The organism is Ruminococcus albus AD2013, from assembly GCF_000526775.1.
In the GTDB taxonomy this organism is placed as follows: domain Bacteria; phylum Bacillota; class Clostridia; order Oscillospirales; family Ruminococcaceae; genus Hominimerdicola; species Hominimerdicola alba_A.
Genome location: NZ_JAGS01000001.1, coordinates 607355 through 633385, shown reverse-complemented (window position 1 = coordinate 633385; position 26031 = coordinate 607355). Strand labels below are relative to the sequence as shown.

General features: G+C 44.3%; 13 protein-coding genes, 4 tRNA genes, 2 rRNA genes and 2 pseudogenes. 12 read left to right on the top strand and 9 right to left on the bottom strand.

Annotated features, from left to right (window positions below; genetic code table 11):
• Positions 1-92: 92 nt before the first annotated feature.
• From N773_RS0102700 to N773_RS0102690, 3 genes are all read left to right on the top strand, one after another.
• Entirely contained in the window at positions 93-2720 is a 2628-nt protein-coding gene (locus tag N773_RS0102700) for an EAL domain-containing protein (protein WP_024856325.1), read from the top strand.
• A 187-nt stretch (positions 2721-2907) separates the two neighbouring features.
• Positions 2908-5259, top strand: coding sequence for a diguanylate cyclase (locus N773_RS0102695; RefSeq protein WP_024856324.1), 2352 nt, complete (start codon positions 2908-2910; stop codon positions 5257-5259).
• A gap of 14 nt (positions 5260-5273) precedes the next feature.
• On the top strand, positions 5274-6077 hold the full coding sequence (locus tag N773_RS0102690; protein WP_024856323.1) for a hypothetical protein: 804 nt from the start codon (positions 5274-5276) through the stop codon (positions 6075-6077).
• Between the two features lie 139 nt (positions 6078-6216).
• Here N773_RS0102690 and N773_RS21025 read toward each other — a convergent pair whose 3' ends face one another.
• Positions 6217-8724 carry a hypothetical protein gene (locus tag N773_RS21025; protein ID WP_024856322.1) on the bottom strand — a complete coding sequence of 836 codons (2508 nt, stop codon included), beginning with the start codon at positions 8722-8724 and terminating at the stop codon, positions 6217-6219.
• A 295-nt stretch (positions 8725-9019) separates the two neighbouring features.
• Between N773_RS21025 and N773_RS0102680 the strand changes: the two genes are divergently transcribed.
• The 9 genes and pseudogenes from N773_RS0102680 (at position 9020) to N773_RS22850 (ending at position 19718) form a co-directional block, all read left to right on the top strand.
• Positions 9020-11194 (top strand): substrate-binding domain-containing protein, encoded by a 2175-nt coding sequence (locus N773_RS0102680; RefSeq protein WP_024856321.1) that lies wholly within the window; start codon positions 9020-9022, stop codon positions 11192-11194.
• A 164-nt stretch (positions 11195-11358) separates the two neighbouring features.
• Complete coding sequence (locus N773_RS0102675) at positions 11359-14469, top strand: glycoside hydrolase family 98 domain-containing protein (RefSeq protein WP_024856320.1); 3111 nt, start codon at positions 11359-11361, stop codon at positions 14467-14469.
• A 950-nt stretch (positions 14470-15419) separates the two neighbouring features.
• Positions 15420-16577, top strand: coding sequence for a dockerin type I repeat-containing protein (locus N773_RS0102670; protein WP_024856319.1), 1158 nt, complete (start codon positions 15420-15422; stop codon positions 16575-16577).
• 172 nt (positions 16578-16749) lie between these two features.
• Entirely contained in the window at positions 16750-17019 is a 270-nt protein-coding gene (locus N773_RS0102665; RefSeq protein ID WP_278245369.1) for an SOS response-associated peptidase family protein, read from the top strand.
• Positions 17020-17080: 61 nt separating this feature from the next.
• Positions 17081-18259 (top strand): hypothetical protein, encoded by a 1179-nt coding sequence (locus tag N773_RS0102660; RefSeq protein ID WP_024856317.1) that lies wholly within the window; start codon positions 17081-17083, stop codon positions 18257-18259.
• A gap of 149 nt (positions 18260-18408) precedes the next feature.
• Positions 18409-18714: pseudogene (locus tag N773_RS0102655) on the top strand (protein adenylyltransferase Fic); the annotation flags it as partial.
• Positions 18715-18755: 41 nt separating this feature from the next.
• On the top strand, positions 18756-18941 hold the full coding sequence (locus tag N773_RS0102650) for a hypothetical protein (RefSeq protein ID WP_024856315.1): 186 nt from the start codon (positions 18756-18758) through the stop codon (positions 18939-18941).
• A 136-nt stretch (positions 18942-19077) separates the two neighbouring features.
• Positions 19078-19224: pseudogene (locus N773_RS23450) on the top strand (helix-turn-helix domain-containing protein); the annotation flags it as partial.
• A 107-nt stretch (positions 19225-19331) separates the two neighbouring features.
• The gene (locus tag N773_RS22850; RefSeq protein ID WP_024856314.1) at positions 19332-19718 is read left to right on the top strand and encodes a hypothetical protein; all 387 of its coding nucleotides are present in this window, start codon (positions 19332-19334) and stop codon (positions 19716-19718) included.
• Positions 19719-19847: 129 nt separating this feature from the next.
• Here N773_RS22850 and N773_RS0102640 read toward each other — a convergent pair whose 3' ends face one another.
• The 8 genes from N773_RS0102640 to N773_RS0102605 form a co-directional block, all read right to left on the bottom strand.
• Complete coding sequence (locus tag N773_RS0102640; protein ID WP_024856313.1) at positions 19848-21239, bottom strand: hypothetical protein; 1392 nt, start codon at positions 21237-21239, stop codon at positions 19848-19850.
• Positions 21236-21598, bottom strand: coding sequence for a phage integrase central domain-containing protein (locus N773_RS0102635; RefSeq protein WP_024856312.1), 363 nt, complete (start codon positions 21596-21598; stop codon positions 21236-21238). The genes N773_RS0102640 and N773_RS0102635 overlap by 4 nt, the downstream gene beginning before the upstream one ends.
• A gap of 992 nt (positions 21599-22590) precedes the next feature.
• A tRNA-Trp gene (locus N773_RS0102630) sits at positions 22591-22663 on the bottom strand.
• Positions 22664-22680: 17 nt separating this feature from the next.
• A tRNA-Ile gene (locus N773_RS0102625) sits at positions 22681-22754 on the bottom strand.
• 51 nt (positions 22755-22805) lie between these two features.
• Positions 22806-22877, bottom strand: a tRNA-Glu gene (locus tag N773_RS0102620).
• 27 nt (positions 22878-22904) lie between these two features.
• Positions 22905-22977: transfer RNA gene (locus N773_RS0102615), tRNA-Lys, on the bottom strand.
• 34 nt (positions 22978-23011) lie between these two features.
• A 5S ribosomal RNA gene (gene rrf / locus N773_RS0102610) occupies positions 23012-23128 on the bottom strand.
• Between the two features lie 64 nt (positions 23129-23192).
• Positions 23193-26024, bottom strand: a 23S ribosomal RNA gene (locus N773_RS0102605).
• Positions 26025-26031: the final 7 nt, after the last annotated feature.

The window sequence follows — 26031 nt, the reverse complement described above, 5'->3', positions numbered from 1 at the left end:
GAATAGTTGACTTTTGAATACGAATCTGATATAATTTAACATGGAATAATCTAAAATATATGGGGCTTTTCAGCCGCAAAGAAGGTCACACAATGAATGAAAACAGAAGCGAACAGCTGCAGCATATGCTGGGCAGTCTGTGGGAAGAGCTTATGCACTGCACTGATAGTGTAGGAGCTTTTGTGCTGTGGAACGACAGCCGCGAATATTATATTGATGATAATGCGCTGGGACTGCTTGGCATGGACAGAGAGTATCTCTCCTATGAGGCTTTGCAGAATGTGCTGGAGTGTGCCCTTGACGCAGAGGTATCTTCAAGTCCATCCAAGGTGATGACAGTCCATATTGACGATGAGGACTGTATCGCCGGCTTTGTTGTGCGCCGCGACACAGCTGTTCCTCTGGCTATCGGCGAAATGTATCCCCTGCTGAATCAGAATCAGCTGGCTGAACATATGACAGAAGCGGGAGAAGACGCATTCCTGATGCTTATAAAGCTGGAGCACATCGATGAAGGCAGAGACGAAAAAGCATTTGTCAGAAGTGCGCTGGAAAGCATGGAAAAGGTCTGCCCGGAGGGTACTGTGCTGGCATATCATTCTGGAATGAAATTCTGGGTATTTGTCAGAAACGGTGTAAAAGAACCTCAGGAGCTCGCAGAGAATTTACAGAGGGCTGTAAAAAATACTCCCGTTACGGACGAGTTCGGCGTTGTGATAAGCAAGGAACATTCCATGACCTTTACAGGCGGATATGTAACTTTCCGCAGAAAAGAACACGCGGCGGTAAAGGAATTCCATTATGCTTCATTTGCCTTATATGAGGCTATCAGCTCCGGTGTCGGGACTATCAGCAGTTTTTCCAGCACTGTGTACGAGCTTCAGAAAAACGACTACCGCAGGGTGCAGAATTTCTTCCATGTGCTGGATAGGAATTCATTTACGTATTATTTCCAGCCCATTGTAAGTGCAAAGGACGGAAGCATATTCGCTTACGAAGCACTTATGCGTACTGACAAAAAATTCGGGCTGAGCCCATTGCAGATAATCGACATGGCATCGAAGTATGACAGGCTCTACGATATCGAGCACGCTACCATGTACAATGTGCTTGATCAGCTAAGCAAGAACCAGAGCTTTTTCAAGAAGAGAAAGCTGTTTATAAATGCGATACCTTCCAGTTTTCTAAGTGACAGTGACTGGACACAGCTTATGACCGATTACGGCGAGCTGATGGAAAAAGTCGTCATCGAGCTCACCGAGCAGACGGATACCTCGGACGAGAATCTGAATTTTCTCATAAACAGACTGAAAGAACAGAAAGTCGAGATGGCGATAGACGACTACGGTACAGGATACTCGAATACTTCAAGACTTATACGCTACGACCCTCAGTACATCAAGCTGGATCATTCGCTGATATCAGGGATAGATACCAACCTTAAACTGAGAAGCATAGTTTCTCAGCTGATAGATATGATGCACTCCAACGGTCATCTTGTACTGGCTGAGGGTATTGAGACCGCAGAAGAGTTGCGTGTGCTTTCAGGCATGAACGCTGATCTGTTCCAGGGATTCTACATCTCACGTCCCAAGCCTTTCTTCATCAATGAGATAAGCGAGAGGATACGCAGTGAGATAGTCAAGTACCATCTTGAAGCACAGGGAAACGCGGGCAAGATATACCATGCGGAATCGGAAGAAAAAGAAATAATAATGCTCTCGGACCTGATACAGGAAAAGTACACAGGGGTGTTCATCAGCGGACGTGATGTAGAGATCATAGGCGAGGCAGGTATGCCATCTGCCATTATGCCTATCACCGTCAAAGAAGGTGCTGAATGTCGGCTGAGACTGAGAAATGCTTCTATTGAATCCACGCTGGGACGTCCCGGACTCTCTCTGGGCTGCGGAAGCAAGGTAACAGTCAGGGTGAGCGGTAAAAACAGGCTCGTCAAGGGAGGTATACTCGTTCCCGAAAAAGCAGAGCTGACCCTCGAAGGTTCGGGAAGCCTGACGATAATACCAGAGAGTGTTAGCTGCTTTGGCATAGGAAATGAATTCGACCTGACTTACGGCAAGATAACCTTGCAGATGGACGATGAACTTACCATCACTGCCTGCGGAGACAACTGCGTAGGTATAGGCGGCGGAAAATGCAGCAGCCGAGATGGTATAAATATACTCTCGGGAAATATGGAGGTAAGCTGTGCCGGAGCGAACAGTATATCTATCGGCAGTGCCATCGGCAGGAGCGATATCACTCTCAAGGAATGTTTTGTTTCCATAGGTGCGGCTTCGGCTAATCTGACGGGTATAGGCTCTATCGACGGCAATACACGGATAGATGTGGAAAACGTCAAGCTGGCTATCACCGCAAGCGGCAATACTATGTGCGCTGTTGGTGCCAAAAACGGCGGTGTTGCTGATTTAAATATCAGGAACTGCGAACTGTCTTCAAACATCAAAGGCAGAGAAATAACCAACATCGGTACACGCGGCAGTGAGTGCGCCTGCAGGATATCGAATTCTGCAATTAACCTCAACTGCGAAGGCAGTATAGTATCAGGCATCGGTGACAGTTCAGGTGCCGGATTCGTTGAACTGACAGAAACAGAGCTAAATATAGATTTCCTTGCTGCGGAATGTTTCGACCTTGGCTGCCGCGACGGAAGTCTGGAGATAACAGACTGTCAGAAAAACATACATATAAATGTATAGCGTGTATGGCTATAATATGATCGTATAGACTAATGAAGGAATGCTCTTTTCAGCTAAAGCGGTGTGGTGCCCGCAAGAGATGGCTGAAAAGAGCTTATGGGTAAAAATAAGGAGTTTTTAGAAATAGGTCTGTTATGGATGGGTGTACCTTTTCAGACCTGCGATCATTAAATGGGGAGTGTATTTTATGAGCGAAAAAACTGTCAGCAGACGCAGACTGCGTGTGGGGCTGCTGATAAGTAATCCGGAAGACGAATTTGACAACGCGGTGTGTGAAGGGGCAATGATCGCAGCGCAGCATTTTGATGTAGATATGTTTATACTTCCGGGACGTTATATTGATGCACAGTATGCTGACAAGATAAGGACAGCTTACGAATATCAGTACAACACGGTATTTGAACTTGCAAAAGACAAAAGTTTTGATGCGCTTCTCGTACTTATAGGTACTATCGGAAGTCACCTTGACAAAAAGCGCAGAGAAGAATTTCTCAAACAATTTTCTGATGTGCCGATAATAACCCTTACTTCACAGATAAACGGATACCCATGCATAACCGTTGATAACCGCACAGGTCTGAAACAGGTGATAAAGCATCTGATAGAAGCTCACAGCTGTTTCAAGATAGGATTCGTCAGCGGACCCATGACCAGCGATGACGCTGTGGAAAGATTCGAGGTATACAAGGAAGTACTGACTGAGTACGGCATCGAATATGATGAGAACAAGGTGGCTTACGGCAATTTTTCAAGGCACGTGGAAAATGAAGTCGGCGCGCTTCTTGACAGATGCCCCGACCTCGACGCCATAGTATTCTCAAACGATCAGATGGCGATAGGCGGATACAAGGCTATGGAGGTACGCGGGATCAGACCGGGTACTGATATTCTCGTTACGGGATTTGACGATGATCCTGCAGCGACAGACCTTACTCCCCATCTTACTACTGTGGCAATGGATTCCACCGAGCTGGGTTACAATGCGCTTATAGAAGCTGTGAACTACATCAACGACGGTGCTATACAGCAGGAGACCATCTCTTCAAAGATAATAATCAGGAATTCCTGTGGATGTATAGATGCTGCTTCTGCGGAACTGAATGCGCTCCACAACGATCCGAAAATGATCGCGGAGCACGCTGATGATATTTGCAGAACGATATTCAACAGGTACAGGCTCAGCAATACATCCATAAGATACCGTGAGACCTTTGCTGATATTATAAAGGAACTGTGTACAAGTACGGAAAGGATAAAGCAGGACAACGACTTTGATCCTTACCATATCTTTGAACAGCTTGAAGACACGATAACAGAAGATTTCTTTGACTTTACCGATCTGGAAACGCTGTATTCCACCATGGAGTATATCCACTCGGCACTTGCCTGTACGCTTGAAAGCAAGACCGAACAGCTGAGGCTAAACAGCATATTCATAAGGCTATACAAGCTGATATCCGAGAAGAATATCAAGGTCAATCATATGAAGCTGAGAAGCAACATCCTGATGACCAGATTGACAAATATGGTTACCCGCGATATGCTGGCTTTTGACGCTTACGAAGATGGAGCTTTCCTCTCGGTAGTTGACAAGATGAGCAGGATACATGTTACTTCCAGCTATCTGTATGTATATGAAAAGATAGTGGAGCATCACAAGGGTGAAGAATGGAAGTATCCTGATTGTATCAAGCTGAAAGCTTATAACAATCTGAAAGAGCTTAAACTGCTTCCTCCCGAGGAACAAAGTATTGCACCTGATGAACTGCTTACAAACAAGTATTTTAATCAGGACAGGCGCTGCACGATGATATGTGTACCGCTGTTTACCAACGAGGAGCATTACGGTCTCCTGATATGCGAGCTGGAACATCAGTATTTCGGTTTTCTGCCTCCGCTGACGGTCCAGCTATGTGCCGCACTTAAAATGGTGGTCGTTATGAAAAATCAGAAGATCATCGAGAAACAGCTGAATCAGAGCCTTATCGAGATACGTGAGAACAATCAGCTGCTTGACGAGCTTTCAAAGCAGGATGCACTCACGGGCTGTCTGAACAGGCGCGGTTTCTTTGAGGCGGCGAGAAAGCTTATACGTTCCGAAGAGAACGAAGGCTGCAGCGCAATGATGATATTCGCCGACCTGGACAGCCTTAAAACGATAAATGACCGTTTCGGTCATGAGGAAGGCGATTTTGCCATACGCGGTATCGCTAAGATACTCTCCTCAGCATTCCGCGGCGGTGAGGTCATAGGCAGACTGGGCGGAGATGAATTCGTAGTGTGCGTTCTGTCAGGTGAGAGCCTGAGCGCATCTGCGATACGCAGCAGGATAGATGAGATATCGGCAGAGTTCAACAAAAATGAGGGCAGGGATAAGGAGTTTTATGTCCATGCCAGCGTAGGCGTATATCCTTTCAAGTGTAATTCCAACGATGAGATAGGCGAACTTCTCAGCCATGCGGACGCTCTGCTTTACTCGCAGAAGAAGAACAAACTCTCGGTAATAAAATCGGAGAGGGAGAAACAAATCAGAGAATAATACAGAGGTTATATATGGGAAAGATCTGTAAGTCATGCGGACATTATTACAGCGGAGAATACTGCGACAAATGCGGCTACGGCAAGCCCGCTAAAGTCGCAGAATCTGTAAAAAAATACAGAAAAGCAGCAAGAAAAAAGCCACTGCGTATGCAGACGGAAGAGGACAAGAAGCTGTATGCAAAATGGGCTAAGGAAGAAAAGCAGGGGCAGGTACAAAAGAGGACTGATCCGAAAGCTAAAGTCCATTTTCTGATAGTAGTAGTGATCGCGGCTTTGATCGTGCTTGGATTCGCACTTTACAAGAGCGGTGCAGTTTTCTCAAATACCAAGGAAGAGGTCATACAGCAGTATTTTACTGCCATATCTCAGGGGGATTACGACAAGTTCGTCAAATGCTTCCCGAAAGAGATAAAGCGGGAATACGATGATGACAGGCAGGCATCGGGGCTCAGTAAAGAGGAATACATGAAAGCGCTGTATCAGGAATTCACCGATACCTACGGCGCAGGGTACAGCATAACTGTTAAGTTCGGGGACATGACTCCCCTTTCGCCGGATGATTATGATATGACAGCTTACAAGGAACAGCACGGTTCTGCGCCTAAGCTCAGTGAAGTATGCGAGGTCGTAACTAATATCGAATTCCGCGGGGCTAAGGGCAGTCAGCAGTCAAAGCTGTTCATATACGTTGGAAGATCAGGCGGTTACTGGCATATCTTCGGAATGGACGAGGATATGGGAAGCATCAATGCAGATGGTTCACCCAACGAGGGCGAGATACCTCCTGTGGTCGAAAACGAAGACACCATAAAATAAAAATCGAATGCCTGTTCCCTGTGGTACAGGCATTTTTAGTGCAAAAACAAGAGCTCAGCATACTGTGTTTTGGTACGCTGAGCTCTGTTTATTTCAGGCTATGGAGCCTTATATTTTAGTAATACGCCGCAGGAAATTATCACTTAACAGTAACTGTAAATGCTCTGCTGTTAAGTGCCGATGTACCCCACTTGCCGCCTACCTTAGCGCATATGACCATTTTATAGGTCTGACCTGCTTTAAGCTTAGGTGAAGTAAAATACGGAGTAGATGCGGAGATATTCTGATCAAGTATCACCCATCTGCCTGCGAGGTAAACAGCTACACCGTATTTTTCGGCATCCTTAACCTTTGTCCAGGTGAGTCTGAACTGATGGTACTCCTCGTTGTATTCGATGTTTTTTACAGCAGGATATTTTGTAGTAGTAACCTTGGGAGAAACAACGATAGCGTTAGAAACATCAGTTACCCAGTTACCATAAGCGTAGGTAATAACAGCTACCTTGTACTCCTGACCTTCTTTCAGATCATTAATAACAAAGCTGGTGCTCTTGTTCTCACCGATAATAGACCATCTGCCGCTGATATAGGCTACTATTGCATATTTATCAGCACCCTCAATTTCTTTCCAGCTGAGTTTGACTGCACCGTAACCCTGTTCGTAAGTAATTTCAGGTGCATTGTAGACCAGCTTAGGGATCCGTACTTCCTGAGTATCGGTATAGACCTTGCCTTCTAACTTAGCAGATGCAGTGTAAACGATCTTACCATCGGAAGTATAAGTAGGTTCGGTGGTAACAGATTTTATCAATGCAGTTGTACCGACCACGCTGTTGCACTTAGAGCAGGTCGAAGACAGTGTTGCCGACGAATGATCTTCGCTCCATTTCCAGACAGGCTTTCCAAGATCATGACCTGTTGCTTCAATTACAGTCTTTTCCTTGGATATTTCAGTTTCTCCCTTTGCATCAGCAAAATACTTGTTATTTACCCCATCGTACCAGTAACTGATATGACCATCCTTGAGACAGGTCGGTTCGACCTCAGCAACATAAGTAAGCTCCAGCTTCGGGATATCTACTTCCATGGTATCAGTATATGTTTTACCGTCGAATTTCACAACAGCGTTATACACATACCTGCCGTTTGCTGTATATGTCGGATCAACGATCCTGGCAGTCACTTTTGCATCTAAGACATCACAATAACGGCATTCCTTGCACTTGAAAGTTGCCTTTGCGGTGATGGCAGCAGTTGAAGACATATCAGACCATGTCCACTCAGGATCATCGAAAGTGTGACCCTTTGCAGGTATAACAACGTCTTCGGGTGCGACCTCATTTATACCCTTATTATCGGTGTAGTACTTGCCATCGGAACAGATATAGAATAAAATGTTTCCGTTATTTGTGCAGGTGGGTTCAACAGCACCTACCTTTTTATAGGTATGATAAACTGTAACAGGAACTTCAATATCATCCACTGTCAGATAATGCTCGGTATCATTGGGAACAAAAACCGCATTGAATTTTTTAGTGCCAACATCACCGACTTTAGTATCGCTGTTTTCCCATTTCCATGTACCGTTTTCAGCCTTGGGCAGTTCAACATCGGCAAGTGTACTGCCAAAAGGAGCTTTTATATCGGTGGGTATATCGTACTTAGGCAGCTCCTTGATATTGAATGTAACAGTTGTTGAACCATAGAAGTTGCCGATGCCGTTGATATATACCGTAGCTGTGCCCACATCGATGTTTTCATCATAGGAAACGGTGAAATCAACATTCTCATTAAGAATTCCTGAAGATGTCTTTATTTTTACAGGGGGCTTGATCTTGCTGCCTGTATATTTCTGATCGGCAATGGGTTCGATCATTAATGACTTGGAGTTGATAGATACAGCATCTGTCTTGCGGATACCAAAACTGTATGTGTCATCATTGATATCGTAATACTCATGACCCTCTTCAGGGGCGGAAATATATTTCTTCAAATTAGTGCGTTCTGTAAAGTAGCCGCCTGTAAGGAAATACTGTCCTGAACCGTTTCTGTAAAAAGGTCCGTCATTGTCATCATTCTGAAGATCGAAATAACCGCCTTTGATATAGATATGTGCATCGTTTGATTCAGTTCTTGAGATATCAAGGCCGCCTGTATAATTACCACTAAGGATCTCGACAGTACCCTTTCTGATTTTTATGAAACGTACTACTCTTGGATTTTCAGCGAACATTCCGCCGTTATGACCGCTGTCAAGGAAAGTGATATGAGTATCAGCATTATTGAGATAAAGATAGCTCTGCGTATTACCTTTTTCCATACTATCATACCAGATAGTGTTGCCATTAAAGTCAACTGTGAAGGAATTGCTGTTATTTATAGTATGATCCCCAGTGAGATCAAAAGAATCTGTCAGCCTGATGATATCGCAGTCATCTGCATTGTTTGCAGCTTCAAGAAATTCATCAAGAGTTGCGACCTCATGTACATTTGCAATCGAAGTATAACCTGATCCTGCATCAGCATACGCGGTTACAGCATTTATACCCCAGAAGCCATTTGAAGCTATTCCTGAGGGAACAGTTCCCGCAACACAAAGAACAGCCAGCGCAGCTGCAACAGTACGCTTTGTGAAAATATTATTCATTAATACTTCCTCCTTTTGTTTACTGTAAATCATAGGATTTCAATAAATTATCAAACCGGTTCTTTAGTCCGATATTAATAATTATATCATGATAAATTCAAAATGGCAAGCTAATTGTAAAATATATGAATATATTTTATTTTTTTTGTAAAGAGTAACAAAGGTTATAAAGTATTGAACTGCATTTGGTACAAAATTAAGTTCACTGTTATGCTTTTACACTTGAACCATTGTAGCTATCGTGCTATAATTATATCAAATAACTATACACTGACAGAATGGCAGGTGGAAAACTATGAAAAGGCAGATCATAGGTGTTATCCTGACAAGAACGGCTGACACCGAACAGCGGGAACTTCTCCGCGGTATAATCCCTGTGGCATGGCAGCATAATACAGACGTTGTGGTGATATCAAATATATATGATCCCGAGTATGATGATGAACAGCTGGCGGCTGAGAATGACATCTATCGTCTGACAGAATCTCCCGACCTGTGCGGTCTTATTCTTGTGACGGAAGCCTTCATAAATCCTACACACCGCAAACAGATATCTCAGCTGATGAATAACAGGGGTGATGTTCCGCAGATAGCTGTCGGCTCTTACTTTGAAGGCTTTGATCTGGAGCACTGCATATCTCTGAACACCGCAGATGCAGATGATATAGCCGACCTTACGGAGCATCTTGTAACAGTACACGGTTTTACTGAAATTGATCTGCTCACGGGTTTTCAGAATTATTCGGTATCCCACCTGCGCATAGACGGTTACCGCCGTACACTGGAAAAACACGGCATACCATTTGATGAGAGTCGTGTAATGTTCGGTGATTTCTGGATGCCATCGGGCGAGAAACTTGCAAAAGCCTATATTTCGGGAGAACGTAAAATGCCGCAGGCTGTGATATGTGCAAACGATCACATGGCTTACGGTATACTCGATGTTTTTTCGGCGCATGGTATCTCTGTACCCGAAAACCTCACAATTGTGGGATATGAATTTGTGCGTGAACGTCATATGCACACGCCGATACTTACAACGTTCCAGCGCAACCGTGAAGCTCTCGGAAGAATAGTTACGGAAATGCTCCTAAAAAAGTTCAGGACAGGGGAATTCGGTGATTTTGTTCCGCCAAGAGGAAGAGTCATCTGCGGAAACAGCTGTACCTGCGGTATAAAACTTTCAGACCTTGATACCGAACTCAGCGCCGCAAGGACAAAAGCTTTCTATGAATTTCTCCACCTGTATAATCAGCTGGAACAAAGGCTGACCGAAGCACATTCCATCAGGGATTTCTGCGGAAAGTTCGTCGGCTCGGAATATCTCCTGCCGAATATCGGCGGAGCCGAACTCTGCCTTTACCGCAACTGGAATCATGGAGTCAGCGATGACAGCGCAATTAACTGTTATACTATCTACAACGCCTCAGACAACGGTCAGAGCAGAACGTTTAATTGTCTGAACATCTCAGCACTTACCGAGAACTGCGACACTCCTGCGGTTTACTACTGTTCTCCGCTGTTTTTCAGTGACCGTCCGCTGGGGTTTATTGTCACACGGTATGATATCCCCGCGACTTATGACCATATTTTCCGAAGCTGGATGAAAACAGTATCTAATGCCCTTGAGATACTTCGCATGAAAAATGATATACGGTATCTTATGGACTGCTGCAACCTCTCGGAATATCAGGATACACTTACAGGGTTGCCGAATCGGAAAGGCTTTTCTCACGAACTTCATATACTCATAGACAAAGACAAGATGCATCAGCCTGTGTTCTGTCTTTTGCTGCAGACTGCCATCGACCGTGACAGTCTGTCGCTGAAAAACAAGAAGTCAGAGTTAGCTGTTCATCAGGAGATATCAGCTGCTTTGCAGAGCCTGACATCTCAGTTTGTTCTTGCAAGACTTGAGGAAAACATCTATGCTGTTGCAGGACTGAATAACAAAGAAACAACTGTTGAACTTTTGCATGAGCGCATAACTTCTCTTATGCTCAACAACGAAAAGTATATCGGACTTTTCGGCATGGATTCGTTCTGCATCGCATCTGTTTGCACAGAGTATATCAGCTCTACCGAACTGCTGGAAACAGCAGAGAAAGAACTGATGACTCAGGTCAGAATTGTTGAGGAGATGCATAGCCGTCCCCATTACCGTCAGCTTATCAATGCACGAAGCAGACTGTACAGCACAAACGAAGAACCACTTTCAGCCGAAACTCTTTGCAGCCAGTACCTTATCTCGGCAGGACATTTCCGCAAGATATATAAAGAAACCTTCGGCATAGCCTATCATCAGGATATAATTCGTCAGCGCATGATGAAAATGATATGGCTGCTGATATCTACCGACTTGGATCTTTCCGCTATTGCAGAGCACTGCGGATATGATGACTACGGCTACTGTCTGCGGCTTTTCAGACAGTTCACGGGATATACCCCAAACAAGTACCGCAAACTTTAAAGCCAAGGAACGTTTTCTCCATAAAATATGTATTTTTTTCATTGAAATAGCTATCAGCATTAGTTATAATGAAATTACAAAAGTAAAACGTTTAACAATTTTAGATCGTTCATCCTGTGGTGTAAAGATGTACGGTCAGAACGTTTCACAAAGGAGGAAATAGTATGAAATTCAAGAAACTGTGTGCCTTTTTGCTGTCAGGCGCGATGCTTGCCGGCACGATGGTATCACCTGTGGGCAGTATGCTGCCGATGGCAGTCAGACCTGTGAGCATAACGGCACAGGCAGCAGCAACGATGCGTCGTCCATGTGACCCCGAGCGCCCTATGCTCATAGTTCACATCGACACATGGAATTATGCCGACCCCGCAAAGATAATCGCAACTATCCCCGAGAGTATCAGACCCTACTGCGTGTTCAATATCTCCCTCTCGATAAACTGGAGCAATACCGAACACAAGTGGCTGATGGTACAGGATGGCTACGAGTGCGCAAAATCGTGGCTGAAGACCTGTTCGGATATGGGTGTATGGTGCATGGTACAGCCTGCATCGGGCGGTCAGTGTCATTTCCCTGACTACGACAGCAATTACAACATCGTTAACTCACCCAACAAGGGCAGATATGTACAGCACGCTGACGAGGATTATGAGAACACTATATATGCCGAGTTCTTCCGTGATTATCCCAGCTTTATCGGCTTCAACTATTCCGAGCAGTTCTGGGGCTTTGCATCGCAGGATCACCCCTGCACATTCCAGCAGCGTTATCAGCATTTTGCTCACCTGCTGAAGCTCTGCAACAAGTACGGCGGTTATCTGAACATCAACTTCTGCGCAAACCGCTGGTCTGCGGGACTGAATCCCATAGCAATGCTCAAGACCAACAGCCTGTGGCGTGATGCCTGCGAGAAGTATGGTCAGAACCTGATGCTTGAAGAAAAGTATACACAGGAGAGTATGATCGAGGACGTTGAATCCCAGATACTCGGTCTGTACCTTTCGGGCTACTGCGGCTGCTTCGGCGTGCGCTACGATGATACAGGCTGGACAGACCTCGGTTCCGACGGCTCATCACTTTCCACAAAAAATCAGTACCGCCAGATAACAGGTCTGCCTATACACGCTGAGAGAATGATAATGAACGGTGCTACCGTAATTGATGGTCCCGAGCTTGTATGGAACGATGATTTCGGCGAGACATGGGGCGGTGTAAAGGACAGTGAAGGTTATTCCTGCCGTAACTGGTTCACTAAAGATCAGTATGTAAATTCCACTCTGAATTTCTTTGAAAAGATGGTGGACGGCACTTACCGCATACCCACCCGTCAGGAAGTCATCGACCGCACAAAGTATATCATCATACAGGACGTAAGCTCAGGCGGTGACAACACAAAGTACAGCACCTACCAGACGCTGTTCGAGGGTCTTTACCGTATGCCTAATGACGGCAATCTCTGGGATAACAAGAACCTCTATAAATCAACGGGACGTTACCCCACTATACCCACCACCTACGGTCTCAGAGACAGCACTGCTAAGTCATTCAAGTATCAGCTGAAACAATCTCAGCTCGGTTCCCGCTGGAGCAGTATATCTGCCAAGCAGAACGAATTCAACAGAGAATTCCCTTCAGAATACTCTGGCACCTGCTATGCGGGTCACTATAACAACACATGGGTGACTTACAACAACGATAAGCTCAACCGCAATCAGGGCGTGCTTATTGATCTGCAATACAACACCTGCTCTACTTTTGATGCTAACTTCAACGCTTACGGAAATGCGATAATCAACGAGTACAGCGATCACATTGACGTTTATGCAAACAACTTCGATAACAAGGCACAGTCAACTCTTGTTACCGATACCTTCAAGGTCAACGGCTGCAACTCCAGACCAACATATACCGCTAAAGATACAGGCCGTAACCAGACAAGCTCCCAGATAACCGAGAGCTATTCAAACGGAACATATACCCTTGTTGTGAAGCACAACGGTCCTGTTGATATACGTATCAACTGCACAGGCAATAACTCAGGCAGAAAGACCAATTACAATAAGGCATCTGTACAGCCCATAACCAAGCCCGCATTCTACACAGGCACCCGCCAGTATGAGGGCGAATTCCTCGATGTCAAGAACGTTGAGGGCAATGTTACCAACGCCTGCAACAGCGGTGTTACAGGTATTCAGGGTCAGGGCTTCCTTAAATACGGCAAGAACTACAATGCCGCTGTCAAGGATACCGTACATACCGATAAGGCAGGTGCGTTCACTCTGAAGCTGAGGTATTCCTCTCAGTCGGACATCGATCAGGTAGACCTTTACGTCAACGGCACCAAGCAGGAGACCATGCACCTTTCAAACACCTACGGCTACTCCAACTGGAAGACATATGAAAAGACGATCAACCTCAAGGCAGGAGATAACAAGATCGAGTTCAAGTCAAATTCGGCTCTTCCCTCTTCGCTGTACATCGATAACTTTACAGTAGACGGCGATTTTGGTGACGGAAGCGGAACTATCATCGTAAACGAGCCCGATCCGATCCAGGGCAGGATCATAAGAGACCTGAAAGTTGCTGACTATGAGAATGCAGACGACTGGTCGATCGTTTATGATACCACAGTGGGCTCACCATTCTACGGCGACAGAGATATCACCGTAAACAGCATTCCTTCCTACCTGAGAAATACCGAGACTATCAGAACAGCCTGCGATTCCAAGATGTTTGCAAACGACGAAGCAACATTTGCTGTTGATCAGGATTCAACTGTTTTCGTTGCAGTTGATGACCGTGTCAATCAGGGTCTTAACTGGCTGAATAGCTGGACTAAGACTTCGGATACCATGACGACCTCTAATGATGTAGTCCTCACAGTTTTCCGCAAGGACTTCTCTGCAAACAGCACTGTAACACTCGGTACGAATGGTGCCCAGGGACTTTCTGCGAACTACATAGCATTCGTTCTTCCCAGGCAGTCACAGTCTTCCGATACATATCCCAGGAATGTCAGAGCTATAACCAACTCTCAGTATCATCAGATACAGTTCGTATGGGACAAGGTACAGGGTGCTGATAAGTACGGTATAGCTGTATATCTGGCAGGCAAATGGAGAGTTCAGACATCCAATATCACAAATAACAGCTACGTAACGCCCAAGAACCTTACTCCCGGCATGACATACAAGGTAGCCGTTGCGGCAAGAGTGAACGGTAAGTGGAACACCACAGACCCCATCAGGAATGCAATTACAGTCACAGTAAGGTAATAAGCATATAATTCGTGTGACATCATGTATGCGGCTATATAATTAATCTGAAACTAAAAACTCTCCGATCGGGATAAAAACGGTCGGAGAGTATTTTTTTCATGGATAGATCCCTTTCACTTTAGCACGCTAATACAAAAGTTGACAATGTTGACAAAACGTTGAAAGGGTTTTCAACGCTTATTTTCCCCGAAGTTTCGGGGCTTTTGCCCAAACGTTGAAAACGTGACAGGGGTAAGTGTAAAAATGAAAATATATAGTCATTAATTCCATTATATGGTAAATTTACTTAAAATGGCTACCATAGAACTTGTCACCATTTTTCAATTTTCGTATACACCCCGTCATCATTTCAACGTTTAGGAGTTTTGACCCTCAAACCGCGTAAAATCGGGCTTTTAAATGTTGACAACTTGTGTCAACGTTTGTCTACGTTTGTCAACGCTTGTCATACATTATTCATAAAATATAATTGGGTTTACCTTGATAGTTATCTTTGGTCTGCCTTTTTGTCCGCTGCGCTGTTTAATTGTCCTGATATAGTTCAGGCTTTCAAGAAGCGACAACGGCTCACTAAGCTGTATGAAAACAGAGTTAATAAATACTGCGGGATCTTTACTTAACAAGTGAAGGATAATATAATATGATATAATAAACAGACCATGTCTAAAAGAGTACAGCTTTGGTAACGATTTGAGACATGGTCTGTTTTTTGCATGGTCAGCAAGTTATACAAAATATCTTCGAACACCAAAACAGATCTGTGACAGCAAACGATTTTTATGATGTTTCTACGGATATCGGATAGATAACCATAATTCATAAAATTATATTGAAATTTGCAGGTGAATATGTTATAATATATAACGGTAATTTGATCAGACGTCAATTTCGCTTTGACGGAGGTCTGTCCGTGTCAGTTAAACGACTCAAAACATGAGGTGATAATTATGAATAAAAAACGATTTTTCGGTGTCATTACCGCAGCTGCAATGATCGTATCATCAATGTCGATATCTGCAGGTGATATGGATACTTCTATCGTTGCTTCTGCAGACGAATGGTATTGTGCCGGAAGTACCTGCGACCCTCTGCACGATACTTCCCGTGATATACAGAAGGAAGGAGTTGGCAATCCCCTTGGCTTTGGGGAGAGGAATACTCCCGCAAACGCTTCAACGGCTGAGATACGAGCTATCAACCATAATATGACAGTGCAGGAGGTAAAGTACGCTCTCTATAAAGAGATAGATGAGCACTGGGAACTTATCTCCACTCGTCTTGGACAGCCTGAGCGTGAAAAGGTGTATGCTTTGTTTCTTGGACTTGGTTCCCGTGAATCCACTCTGGGTGAAGGCAAGATAGGCTCAGACCATGAAACAGCTTATGAAGACGGCTGGGGTGTTAACTCTGCCCATGCATACGGTACTCTTCAGACCGCTGTTACAGCTTTTGCAGACTGCAACCCCAAGTTCATGCCCGAGGACAACGTTCCTGAGATGTATCAGTATTCTTTCACGGAATCCAATTTCTATGATTGTATAATCTCAAATCACATGGGTATCAGAAAGATACTCCACTTTGCAGAGATCTGCATTAATGAAGAGGGAATGCACGGCTATCAGGTCATAAGGAACAGCCTGAAGGGCTTTAATACAGGCTGGTGCTACATGGCTGAGGACGATGGTGCATACAAGACCTATGCTGATGAGATCTGTTCGATGGCACAGTTTTATTATAACGAAGGGCATCTTTACGACAATGTATTTACCTGGACTTCGGCAGGCGGAAATATGGAGAAATACCGTACCGCTGACCGATGGGACTGGTGGGGTGATACCGAACCGAGCATGGCTCCCGTAACAGAGAGCAATACTCAGGATAATCCAAAGGTACTTTATGGTGATGCAAACTGCGACGGAGAAGTGGATATTTCTGATTTCGTACTTATCAAGCAGACATTGTCAGCACCTTCAAAGTATACGCTGACTGAGCAGGGAAAAATAAACGCTGATTGTTCGGGCAATGGCGATGGCATAACCGAGGCAGATGCTGTGGCTGTCAGAAAATATATTCTGAAAATGACAGATACTCTTCCTGAAGTATGATACAAATGACAGGAATTACTCTCAGCAGAGCTGAATTCCAAGGCGAATAAACTACAAGGCATTCATCGTTTGGTGAATGCCTTTTTTTAAAGTATCAGGAAAGGTCCATGCGTATGTCGGACAGCGTGATAATTAAAAAGTGAGAACTTCATAACTTTACGGTCATGATTGAATTTATACTTTATGGTATGCTGGCGGGTCATCGGATCAAAGCGAAGGGGTATACCGTTTTGAAGAGCATAGAGGCGTTCAGGTACCGATGTTCACCGTGCTTACAAGAGAAGCGGTCACTCCCGTAAGAAGTATTCAAGATCGAATGCCGTTGATACTAGGTAAAGATAGTCTGAGTGAATGGATACATCCAAACGGCGATCCATACAGGATAGCTAAAATGGCATTAACGAAAATGATTATGGAAAATACTAGACAAAAGTTCTATTAAGTAGTATAATATATAACAGAAAGAAACACACAAGTATTTTAATATGAATCAGGTGAACAGAATGAAAGCAAGGAAAATAGTGATCGCAGTAGGGATTAGCGCTATGGCGGCGTTCTTTTCGTACAAGACATATAATGAAGTCAAAAATAAAGCCGAAGCCAAGAAGCTGCATGATGCTGCGGCGGCTCAGGCACAGGAATATTTGCAGTCAAAATATGGCTTTGATGCACCAATGAGCGACGAGAGCGAGTACCCTCTGAGACAAAAGTGGCTGCTTGAAGAGAGTGTATATGAGTTTTCTTCGGAATATGACGGTAGAAAGTTTACTGTCTGGGTGAATACCTCTGATGGGGATAATATCAGATGCAAGGATTCATATCAGTTTGACGATATATGTGCGGAATTCAAGGACATGATAGAGGCGGAGTTTCCGAAATCCTATATCTCTGACCTATGGCTCGGCGATAATGACGAGTGGAAGACCGGAAACTCGCTTTACGGCGGATTCTCAGATTACTATGACGGTACTAATTTGGTTGAGATGATAAAGAAAAACGGTAAGGGAAGCATCAGCGTGTGTGTGGCTGAAAGCTCCCTTGAAGATTCGGATATCGATCAGAGATTGTCTGAGCTGAATTTCACATACAGCCTGACTGCTTTTGACACTGCGGAGCATCTTGATGAATTTCAGGAGTTCCTTGGTTCGGGTGAAAGCAACTTAAAATACGAGTATGCAGTCCCATATATTACCGAACATATCGACAATTTGAGCGGCGAAAAGAAGAAGCTCGCGATAGATCTGAAGGATTGCGGGGCGTTTAAGTATGCCTATCTTCCGGTGGAAATCAGAGGCTTTCCGGAATCGGAGGAAACGTCTCCTCCCACCAAGATGGATCTTGGACTCTTCAATATGGGCTTCGTATGGGGAGGCTCTGATTACAATTCGGCTTATGACGAGCGAGAATATATTGACACGCCCGTTTCAGATCCGTGGGGGTTCGAGACCCGCTACGGAGATGTTATGGTCTATTATCCTCTTGAAAAGCTGAAAGGTCACAATATTGATGATCTTGGATTTGCCTGGCGTTCGTATGGCGGCTTTGCAAATGACCGGAACATTGAGAAGCTCACGACCTTTGGCGATTATGCTGTGCTGCGTTTGGAGTTCGGGGATACCAGATTCATGATAGTCGATATGAGCGGCAAAGATGAATATATTCCGGGATGGATGAAAAAATAATATAGGTTGTTCAATACGTATACTAGGCAGCCGAATCGATCGATTATCAAATAGTCTCACTTAGACATAGCTGAACATGATGTTTGATGGGTCTTTTTTATAATAAGGTCTCAGAAACCGTATCGGTTACAAGGTGATTATTTATGTCTTTAGAAAAATACGTTGAGATGAATATCTGTCACCCATTCCGTGAGGGAAACGGAAGAGCAACAAAGATATGGCTCGACCACATTTTCAAGAACGAACTGAAAAAAGTCGTTGACTGGAGCTTAATAGATAAGGAGGACTATCTACTTGCTATGGAGAGAAGTCCTATTCGCTCTACAGAGATAAATATACTGCTCAAAAATGCCCTTACAGATAAAACAGAAGATCGTGAAGTATTCATGAAAGGCATTGACACCAGCTATTACTATGAGGGCTACACGGCTTTTGACATCAACGATCTGAGGTGACTATCACCGTATAACAATCTATTTAAACCGGAGGTGACACAATGGCTGTTTCAGAAGCTCATCAGAAAGCCAATATCAAATGGGGCAAAGAGAACTTAACTAATTTAGCAGTCAGACTTCGTAAAGAAAAGGCTGCTAAGTTTAAAGAACTTGCGTACAAAAACAATACAACGCCAAACGCTTTATTCAAAGAATTCGTAGATAAATATATTGAGGAAAACTCTTGACATACAGTATTAAATACTGTATAATAAACGGTAGACAGATACCACCTGTCTACCGTTTTTTATTTGCAAAAATAATTAATCGAGGTGTAAAATGAAAATACCAAATAAACTGCTGTAGCTGTCCCGTAACGAACTAATGGTAGCCTGCCGCCTTTACAGCATCGTTAACAGTCACACCAAGCTGACAACGAACGGTTATGCGGTCTGCATCAAGCAGGAAACGATAGCAGCAATCTGTGGACTGTCTGTAGCAACCGTTAAGCGTGTTTTAAAGGCTTTGTCTGAAAAGGGTATCCATTTCACCAATATCGTCAGACACGTTCTAACGGCTGTCTGGGTGCAACTCACTACGATCTGCAAGCCTTTTCTTTCCTCTCGGATTATTTTTATATGCCTAACGATGTTTTTAAGCTGGGTCTGTCACAGAAGATGTTCTATGCATATGCGCTTTTCTGCAAACTGGCTGACAGCAATAGACGGACATTCTTCCATAGCTATAATGACCTTGCCGAGATGATGAAGCTGAAGCGCAGTGAGGTCATAGAGCTTGTCGGTGCGTTAATAAAAACAAGGCTAGTTTTCCGCACAGGGAGAAGAAAGCCCATGTCCCTGACCAAATCCAACTGCAAGGCTCTTCTAAGCAGCGGCAGCACCACGGTCAGCATCGAGGAGAAGAACGGCAAGGGCAAGTACAAGATCGGTGTTACTTTCAAGCCTGATAATAAGCATGAGTTTTTCGGTATAGAGCGTATCCGGGAGAAAAAGAAAGAGGGTTGATGTTTTAGTTTAAGCGATGTCAATCCCTCGATAAAAAGTGTGTCTATAGACACAGTTCAGCAACCAAAAAGCGTCCGGCACTCACCGAAAGGCGGTGTCAGACGCTTTGTATTCTTATCTGCTTATTGGTTAAAGTATATTATCGCTCTTCGTTGTTTTTACGCTTTTGGCAAATTCAAAAAACCAACTATCTGCGCTTTCAAGCTCCTCATCGGATATGCTTTCCTTGCCGTTGCATGGTGCAACAACAAATGAAAAAATAGTATCCACAAAATTTTCATCCAAACAGTGAACTTGTATTCTTGAATAGCTTCCTCTAGTCTTATCATCAATACCATCTGCAGTGTTATCTCTGAATATAATAACTGCTCTATTACCGTCTTTTTTAACAGAATAAGTAAGTAGTTCAGGCGCTTTCTGATCTAATGGATTATTTTCTTTTACTATTTCTTCACTATATTTTCTAAGATTATCGTCTGTGTATTCTATTAGGTCAAGCTCTGCCACAATAGTATTTATAAATCTGTTTTTGTGTATTGCATATTTCTGACCATTATCCTCATATACGTAAGCAAAACAATTGAAAATGTCGCCCATATACGCTGGAAGTTCGTAGTGTATATCAAAACTGTGATCACTCCCAGGATACATATATTTATCTGGGAAACTGAAATTATCATCGGGTTTCGGAAAGTCATCCAATGAATTGATAGTATATCCCGCCGCCATAATTAAATATTCGTCATCAAAGTTGATACGCGAAACTGTTTTTGTTTTAGGATCTATACTGACCTCGTAAGAATATCCAAAACTGCTATAAGCACCATCCTTGAAATAGCTGTATGGTTGACTCATAGAAGCATCTTCACCTGTTTTTTTGGGAACAACGTAGGTATCCGTTACCATATCCCTCAAGTATACAAGTTTTTCTGCTTCTTCGATATCAGGTTCACCCCAAAGCCTGCGAATCTCTTCTATTGGCATACCTGCTTTCACACCCTTGGGAAATACCACATTTTCTGTGTTACACAATACCATAACATTACAATCCGATAAAAACTGCTTCTCTTCTTCCGTTGTTACATTGAAGTAAAAGCTTGTTTTAACACCATCAATGGTAACATTGTAAATACTTGGTTCTGCTATGATCGTTGTGGGATCTTGACCTTGGCTTATTCCAGCCAGCTGATCCTCATCCAGTTCCACACCATCCATATCAAACAGCTCCTTAGCCGTCATGGGAAGCCTTATCACCTTTTCACCCACCTGAAATACATCAGTATACATTTCCGCATTCAGTACTTCATCAGCTATCTTTGTCTCAGAATAGCTTTCATTCTCCGCGGTAGTGTCATTATTTTGATTTTCTTCATTTCCACTTTTTTCGACTTCTGTTGTATCATTAGTAATTATACTGGACTGTGTAACGATTTTACTTTCGTTATCTGAATTTCCGCAGCCTGTGATACAGCCACAGATGCATACAGCCGTTATGAGTAATAATAATGCTTTTGTTCTCATAAAAACTCCTTAAAAATATAATTTTGTAACATAAATATTATACCTGAATAAAAAAAGATAGGATTCTTCTTTATATCCCCTTTTAAAACCGCAAGATCAAGACAACTCTTCAGATTAACGTATGCTTTTTTAGTAGTACTATAAGAAGATCGTTCAGCTAAATCGTTAAGCATTATCTGTATATCATCACTGGTGAGTTTCCTCATCTTTATTCTTCCAATAGCCGGAAAAATCTGATAATAAAGGCTTTGTTCAACCCGATCATATGACGAACGTTTCAAAATTGGACGTTTGGTATTAACTAACCAATTAGTCATGTACTCTTCTACCGTATTGTTGCTCTGTTTCTCGAATAACATTAAAAATATCCTCCAAAGTATATATTCCTGTATGCAAAAGCACAAGAACTATAATACCAAAAAGAGGATAATTCGTCAATCTATAATATTCTAAATTATATACGATATATCAAATGATATATCTACGAGAAAAGAACAAACAAATTAAAATTAATTCAAAAATATTTTTCATAATGACTTGATAAATAAAAAACGATGTGCTATAATGCATACAGTGAGTGCGAACAACAAAACGCTCACCTGCGACTTAAATGAATTGGCGTTCAAATAAGCCATCAGCACAAATGCTCTCGAACAGCAATTGTGAGACTTTTACAGATGAGTTCATCAATGTCCATGTTGTATATTATAGCATTGTTTTGATAAATTTGTCAAGGAGTTTTCAGTATGCTTTTGCGGGCAAGTGCTGAGAACTCTTTTCTTTTTCCCGTAAGACTTACGGATCCTACGGCTGACTCCAGTTGAACTGAATAGCCAGATAGAGAAAGCAACCTCGACGAGACCTCAATAACTGCTGAATGATTCAGCTTCATTGAAACAGTTTGCATTTGCAAGCCTGCCTTATGGCAGCTACCTCAATGTGCGCCGTGACCACTTATTGACAGTAAGTGCAGCGAGTATAAACACTGTGGTGTGAGCTACCGGGGAGGTAATCGGGAAGTCATGGTCTGTATCGACTATGCAAAGGGCGCAGCCGACAGCAAGGTGTATTTGCTAAAAGAGTTTGTCACTCCTCAGAATACACTGATGACTAGGCGATCTAACTGATCTGCGTCAAAAGGAAAACTTTCAAGGCAATCGAAAAAATATTTCCGCTATGGAACAGCGGTTATAAATAAAACCAACAGGCTGGTATGGCATTACCGCTTGTTGGCACAAATTCACTGAGATCAATGGACTTGTGCCAGCAAGTGAATTGCATACACTGTGTCTATAGACACACTTTAGATATGAAAAACCCCGTAAGGGAATTTCTTCCCTCACGGAGATAGCAGGGGCACCAAGGATCGAACTCGGGACACGCGGTTTTGGAGACCGCTGCTCTACCAGCTGAGCTATACCCCTAGATATGAAATTGAGAGTGGACCATCAGGGACTCGAACCCCGGACCCACCGGTTATGAGCCGGTTGCTCTGACCAACTGAGCTAATGGTCCATGTACAAAAAAACGCAAACTGAAGAAGTCAGCTTGCGGTCTTGGGAAATATGACCCGTGGGAGAATCGAACTCCCGTCGCCGGCGTGAGAGGCCGGAGTCTTAACCGCTTGACCAACGGGCCTTGACGCTGGTTTTCAGCGTTATGAAGTGCACCATCGGGGACTCGAACCCAGGACCCACTGATTAAGAGTCAGTTGCTCTACCATCTGAGCTAATGGTGCATATGCCAAAACACTCCGAAGAGTGTTTTGGGAGAGCCGGCGACAACTTATTTTCCCGGGCGGTCGCCCGCCGAGTATTTTCAGCGAAGATGAGCTTAACTTCTGTGTTCGGCATGGGAACAGGTGTGACCTCATCTCAATGATCACCGACTATTAATTGAGGACAATAACCTCAAAATTGAATAATGAAGGGTAATTTAAGGATTAACATAATTTAGGATAAGCCCTCGACCAATTAGTACACGCTAGCTTAATGCATCACTGCACTTACACTTTGTGCCTATCAACCTTGTAGTCTTCAAGGGGTCTTACTCATAAAGATGGGATATCTTATCTTAAGGGCGGCTTCACGCTTAGATGCCTTCAGCGTTTATCCGTTCCGCACATAGCTGCCCAGCTGTGCCACTGGCGTGACAACTGGTGCACCAGAGGTGCGTCCATCCCGGTCCTCTCGTACTAGGGACAGCTCCTTGCAAATATCCTACGCCCACGACAGATAGGGACCGAACTGTCTCACGACGTTCTGAACCCAGCTCGCGTACCGCTTTAATTGGCGAACAGCCAAACCCTTGGGACCGAATTCAGCCCCAGGATGCGATGAGCCGACATCGAGGTGCCAAACCTCCCCGTCGATGTGGACTCTTGGGGGAGATCAGCCTGTTATCCCCAGGGTAGCTTTTATCCGTTGAGCGACGGCATTTCCATTCACATACCGCCGGATCACTAACTCCAACTTTCGTTACTGCTCGAACCGTCATTCTCGCAGTTAGGCTCGCTTTTGCGTTTACACTCTGACGCATGGTTTCCATCCATGCAGAGCGAACCTTTGAGCGCCTCCGTTACTCTTTAGGAGGCGACCGCCCCAGTCAAACTGCCCACCTAACAATGTCCCCCGACTTGATTCAAAGCCGCAGGTTAGAACTCCAGCACTTCAAGAGTGGTATCCCAACAGTGACTCCACATCAGCTGACGCCAATGCTTCCCAGTCTCCCACCTATCCTGTACATGAAATACCGAAATCCAATATTAGGCTACAGTAAAGCTCCATGGGGTCTTTCCGTCTAGTCGCGGGTAACCGGCATCTTCACCGGTACTACAATTTCGCCGGGCGGGTTGTTGAGACAGTGCCCAGATCGTTACACCATTCGTGCGGGTCAGAACTTACCTGACAAGGAATTTCGCTACCTTAGGACCGTTATAGTTACGGCCGCCGTTTACCGGGGCTTCAATTCGATGCTCTCACATCTCCTCTTAACCTTCCGGCACCGGGCAGGTGTCAGCCCCTATACGTCATCTTTCGATTTAGCAGAGACCTGTGTTTTTGCTAAACAGTCGCCTGGGCCTATTCTCTGCGGCTTGATCACTCAAGCACCCCTTATCCCTAAGTTACGGGGTCAACTTGCCGAGTTCCTTAACAACCCTTCTCCCGTTGGCCTTAGAATCTTCTTCCTATCTACCTGTGTCGGTTTGCGGTACGGGCACCTAAGATATACATATAGCTTTTCTTGTCTCCGTCCATGATGACTTCTCTACTTATTTTCGATCCCTTACGACCGGGTCAACCATCGCCCGGCAACATCACTTTCGAAGCGTCCCTATACTTAAATCTTTCGGTGGCTACGGAATTTCAACCGTATGTGCATCGGCTACGCCTTTCGGCCTGACCTTAGCCCCCGGCTTACCCTGAGCGGACGAACCTTCCTCAGGAAACCTTAGATTTTCGGCCATTATGATTCTCACATAATTCTCGCTACTCATTCCGGCATTCTCACTCGAATAAAGTCCACCAGCGCTTCCGCTCTGACTTCACCCCTTATTCGACGCTCTCCTACCACTGTCATTACTGACAATCCCAAGCTTCGGTGTACATTTTAGCCCCGTTGAATTTTCGGCGCAGGGTCACTCGACCAGTGAGCTATTACGCACTCTTTTAATGAGTGGCTGCTTCTAAGCCAACATCCTGGTTGTTTATGCAACCCCACATCCTTTTCCACTTAAATGTACTTTGGGACCTTAGCTGTGGGTCTGGGCTGTTTCCCTTTTGACTGTGAGACTTATCTCACACAGTCTGACTCCCATGAATCGATTATCCGGCATTCTTAGTTTGATAAGGTTCAGTAATCTTTCGACCCCTAGCCCATTCAGTGCTTTACCTCCGGTAATCTGTCATGAGGCTAGCCCTAAAGCTATTTCGGAGAGAACCAGCTATATCCGAGTTCGATTGGAATTTCACCGCTAACCACACCTCATCCCCGGCCTTTTCAACGGACGTGGGTTCGGCCCTCCATGGAGTTTTACCTCCACTTCAGCCTGGACATGGTTAGGTCACTCGGTTTCGGGTCTATTGCATACGACTTATTCGCCCTATTCAGACTCGCTCTCGCTTCGGCTCCGTGCCTTAAGCACTTAACCTTGCCGCATACAATAACTCGCCGGACCATTCTACAAAAGGTACCCGATCACCCATTGACGGGCTCTCGGTGCTTGTAAGCATAGGGTTTCAGGTTCTTTTTCACTCCCCTCCCGGGGTTCTTTTCACCGTTCCTTCACAGTACTATTCGCTATCGGTCATTAGGTAGTATTTAGGCTTGGAGGATGGTCCCCCCATCTTCCCACGGGGTTTCACGTGTCCCGCGGTACTCCGGATACAGCTCGCTGCTCTGACTTTTCGCTTACGTGACTCTCACACTCTTTGGTTCGTTTTCCCACACGATTCAACTAAATCATTACAATGCTAAATGCTGTCCAAAACCCCAAAGGTATTGCTACCTCTGGTTTAGCCTCTTCCGCTTTCGCTCGCCACTACTCACAGAATCTCGGTTGATTTCTCTTCCTCGCCCTACTTAGATGTTTCAGTTCAGGCGGTTCCCCCCATACAGCTATTTTATTCACTGTACAGTGCATGAGCATACTCATGCGGATTGCTCCATTCGGAAATCTGCGGATCACTAGATACTTGCTCTTCCCCGCAGCTTATCGCAGCTTATCACGTCCTTCATCGGCTCCTAATGCCAAGGCATTCTCCCTACGCTCTTATTAGCTTAACCTTAGAAT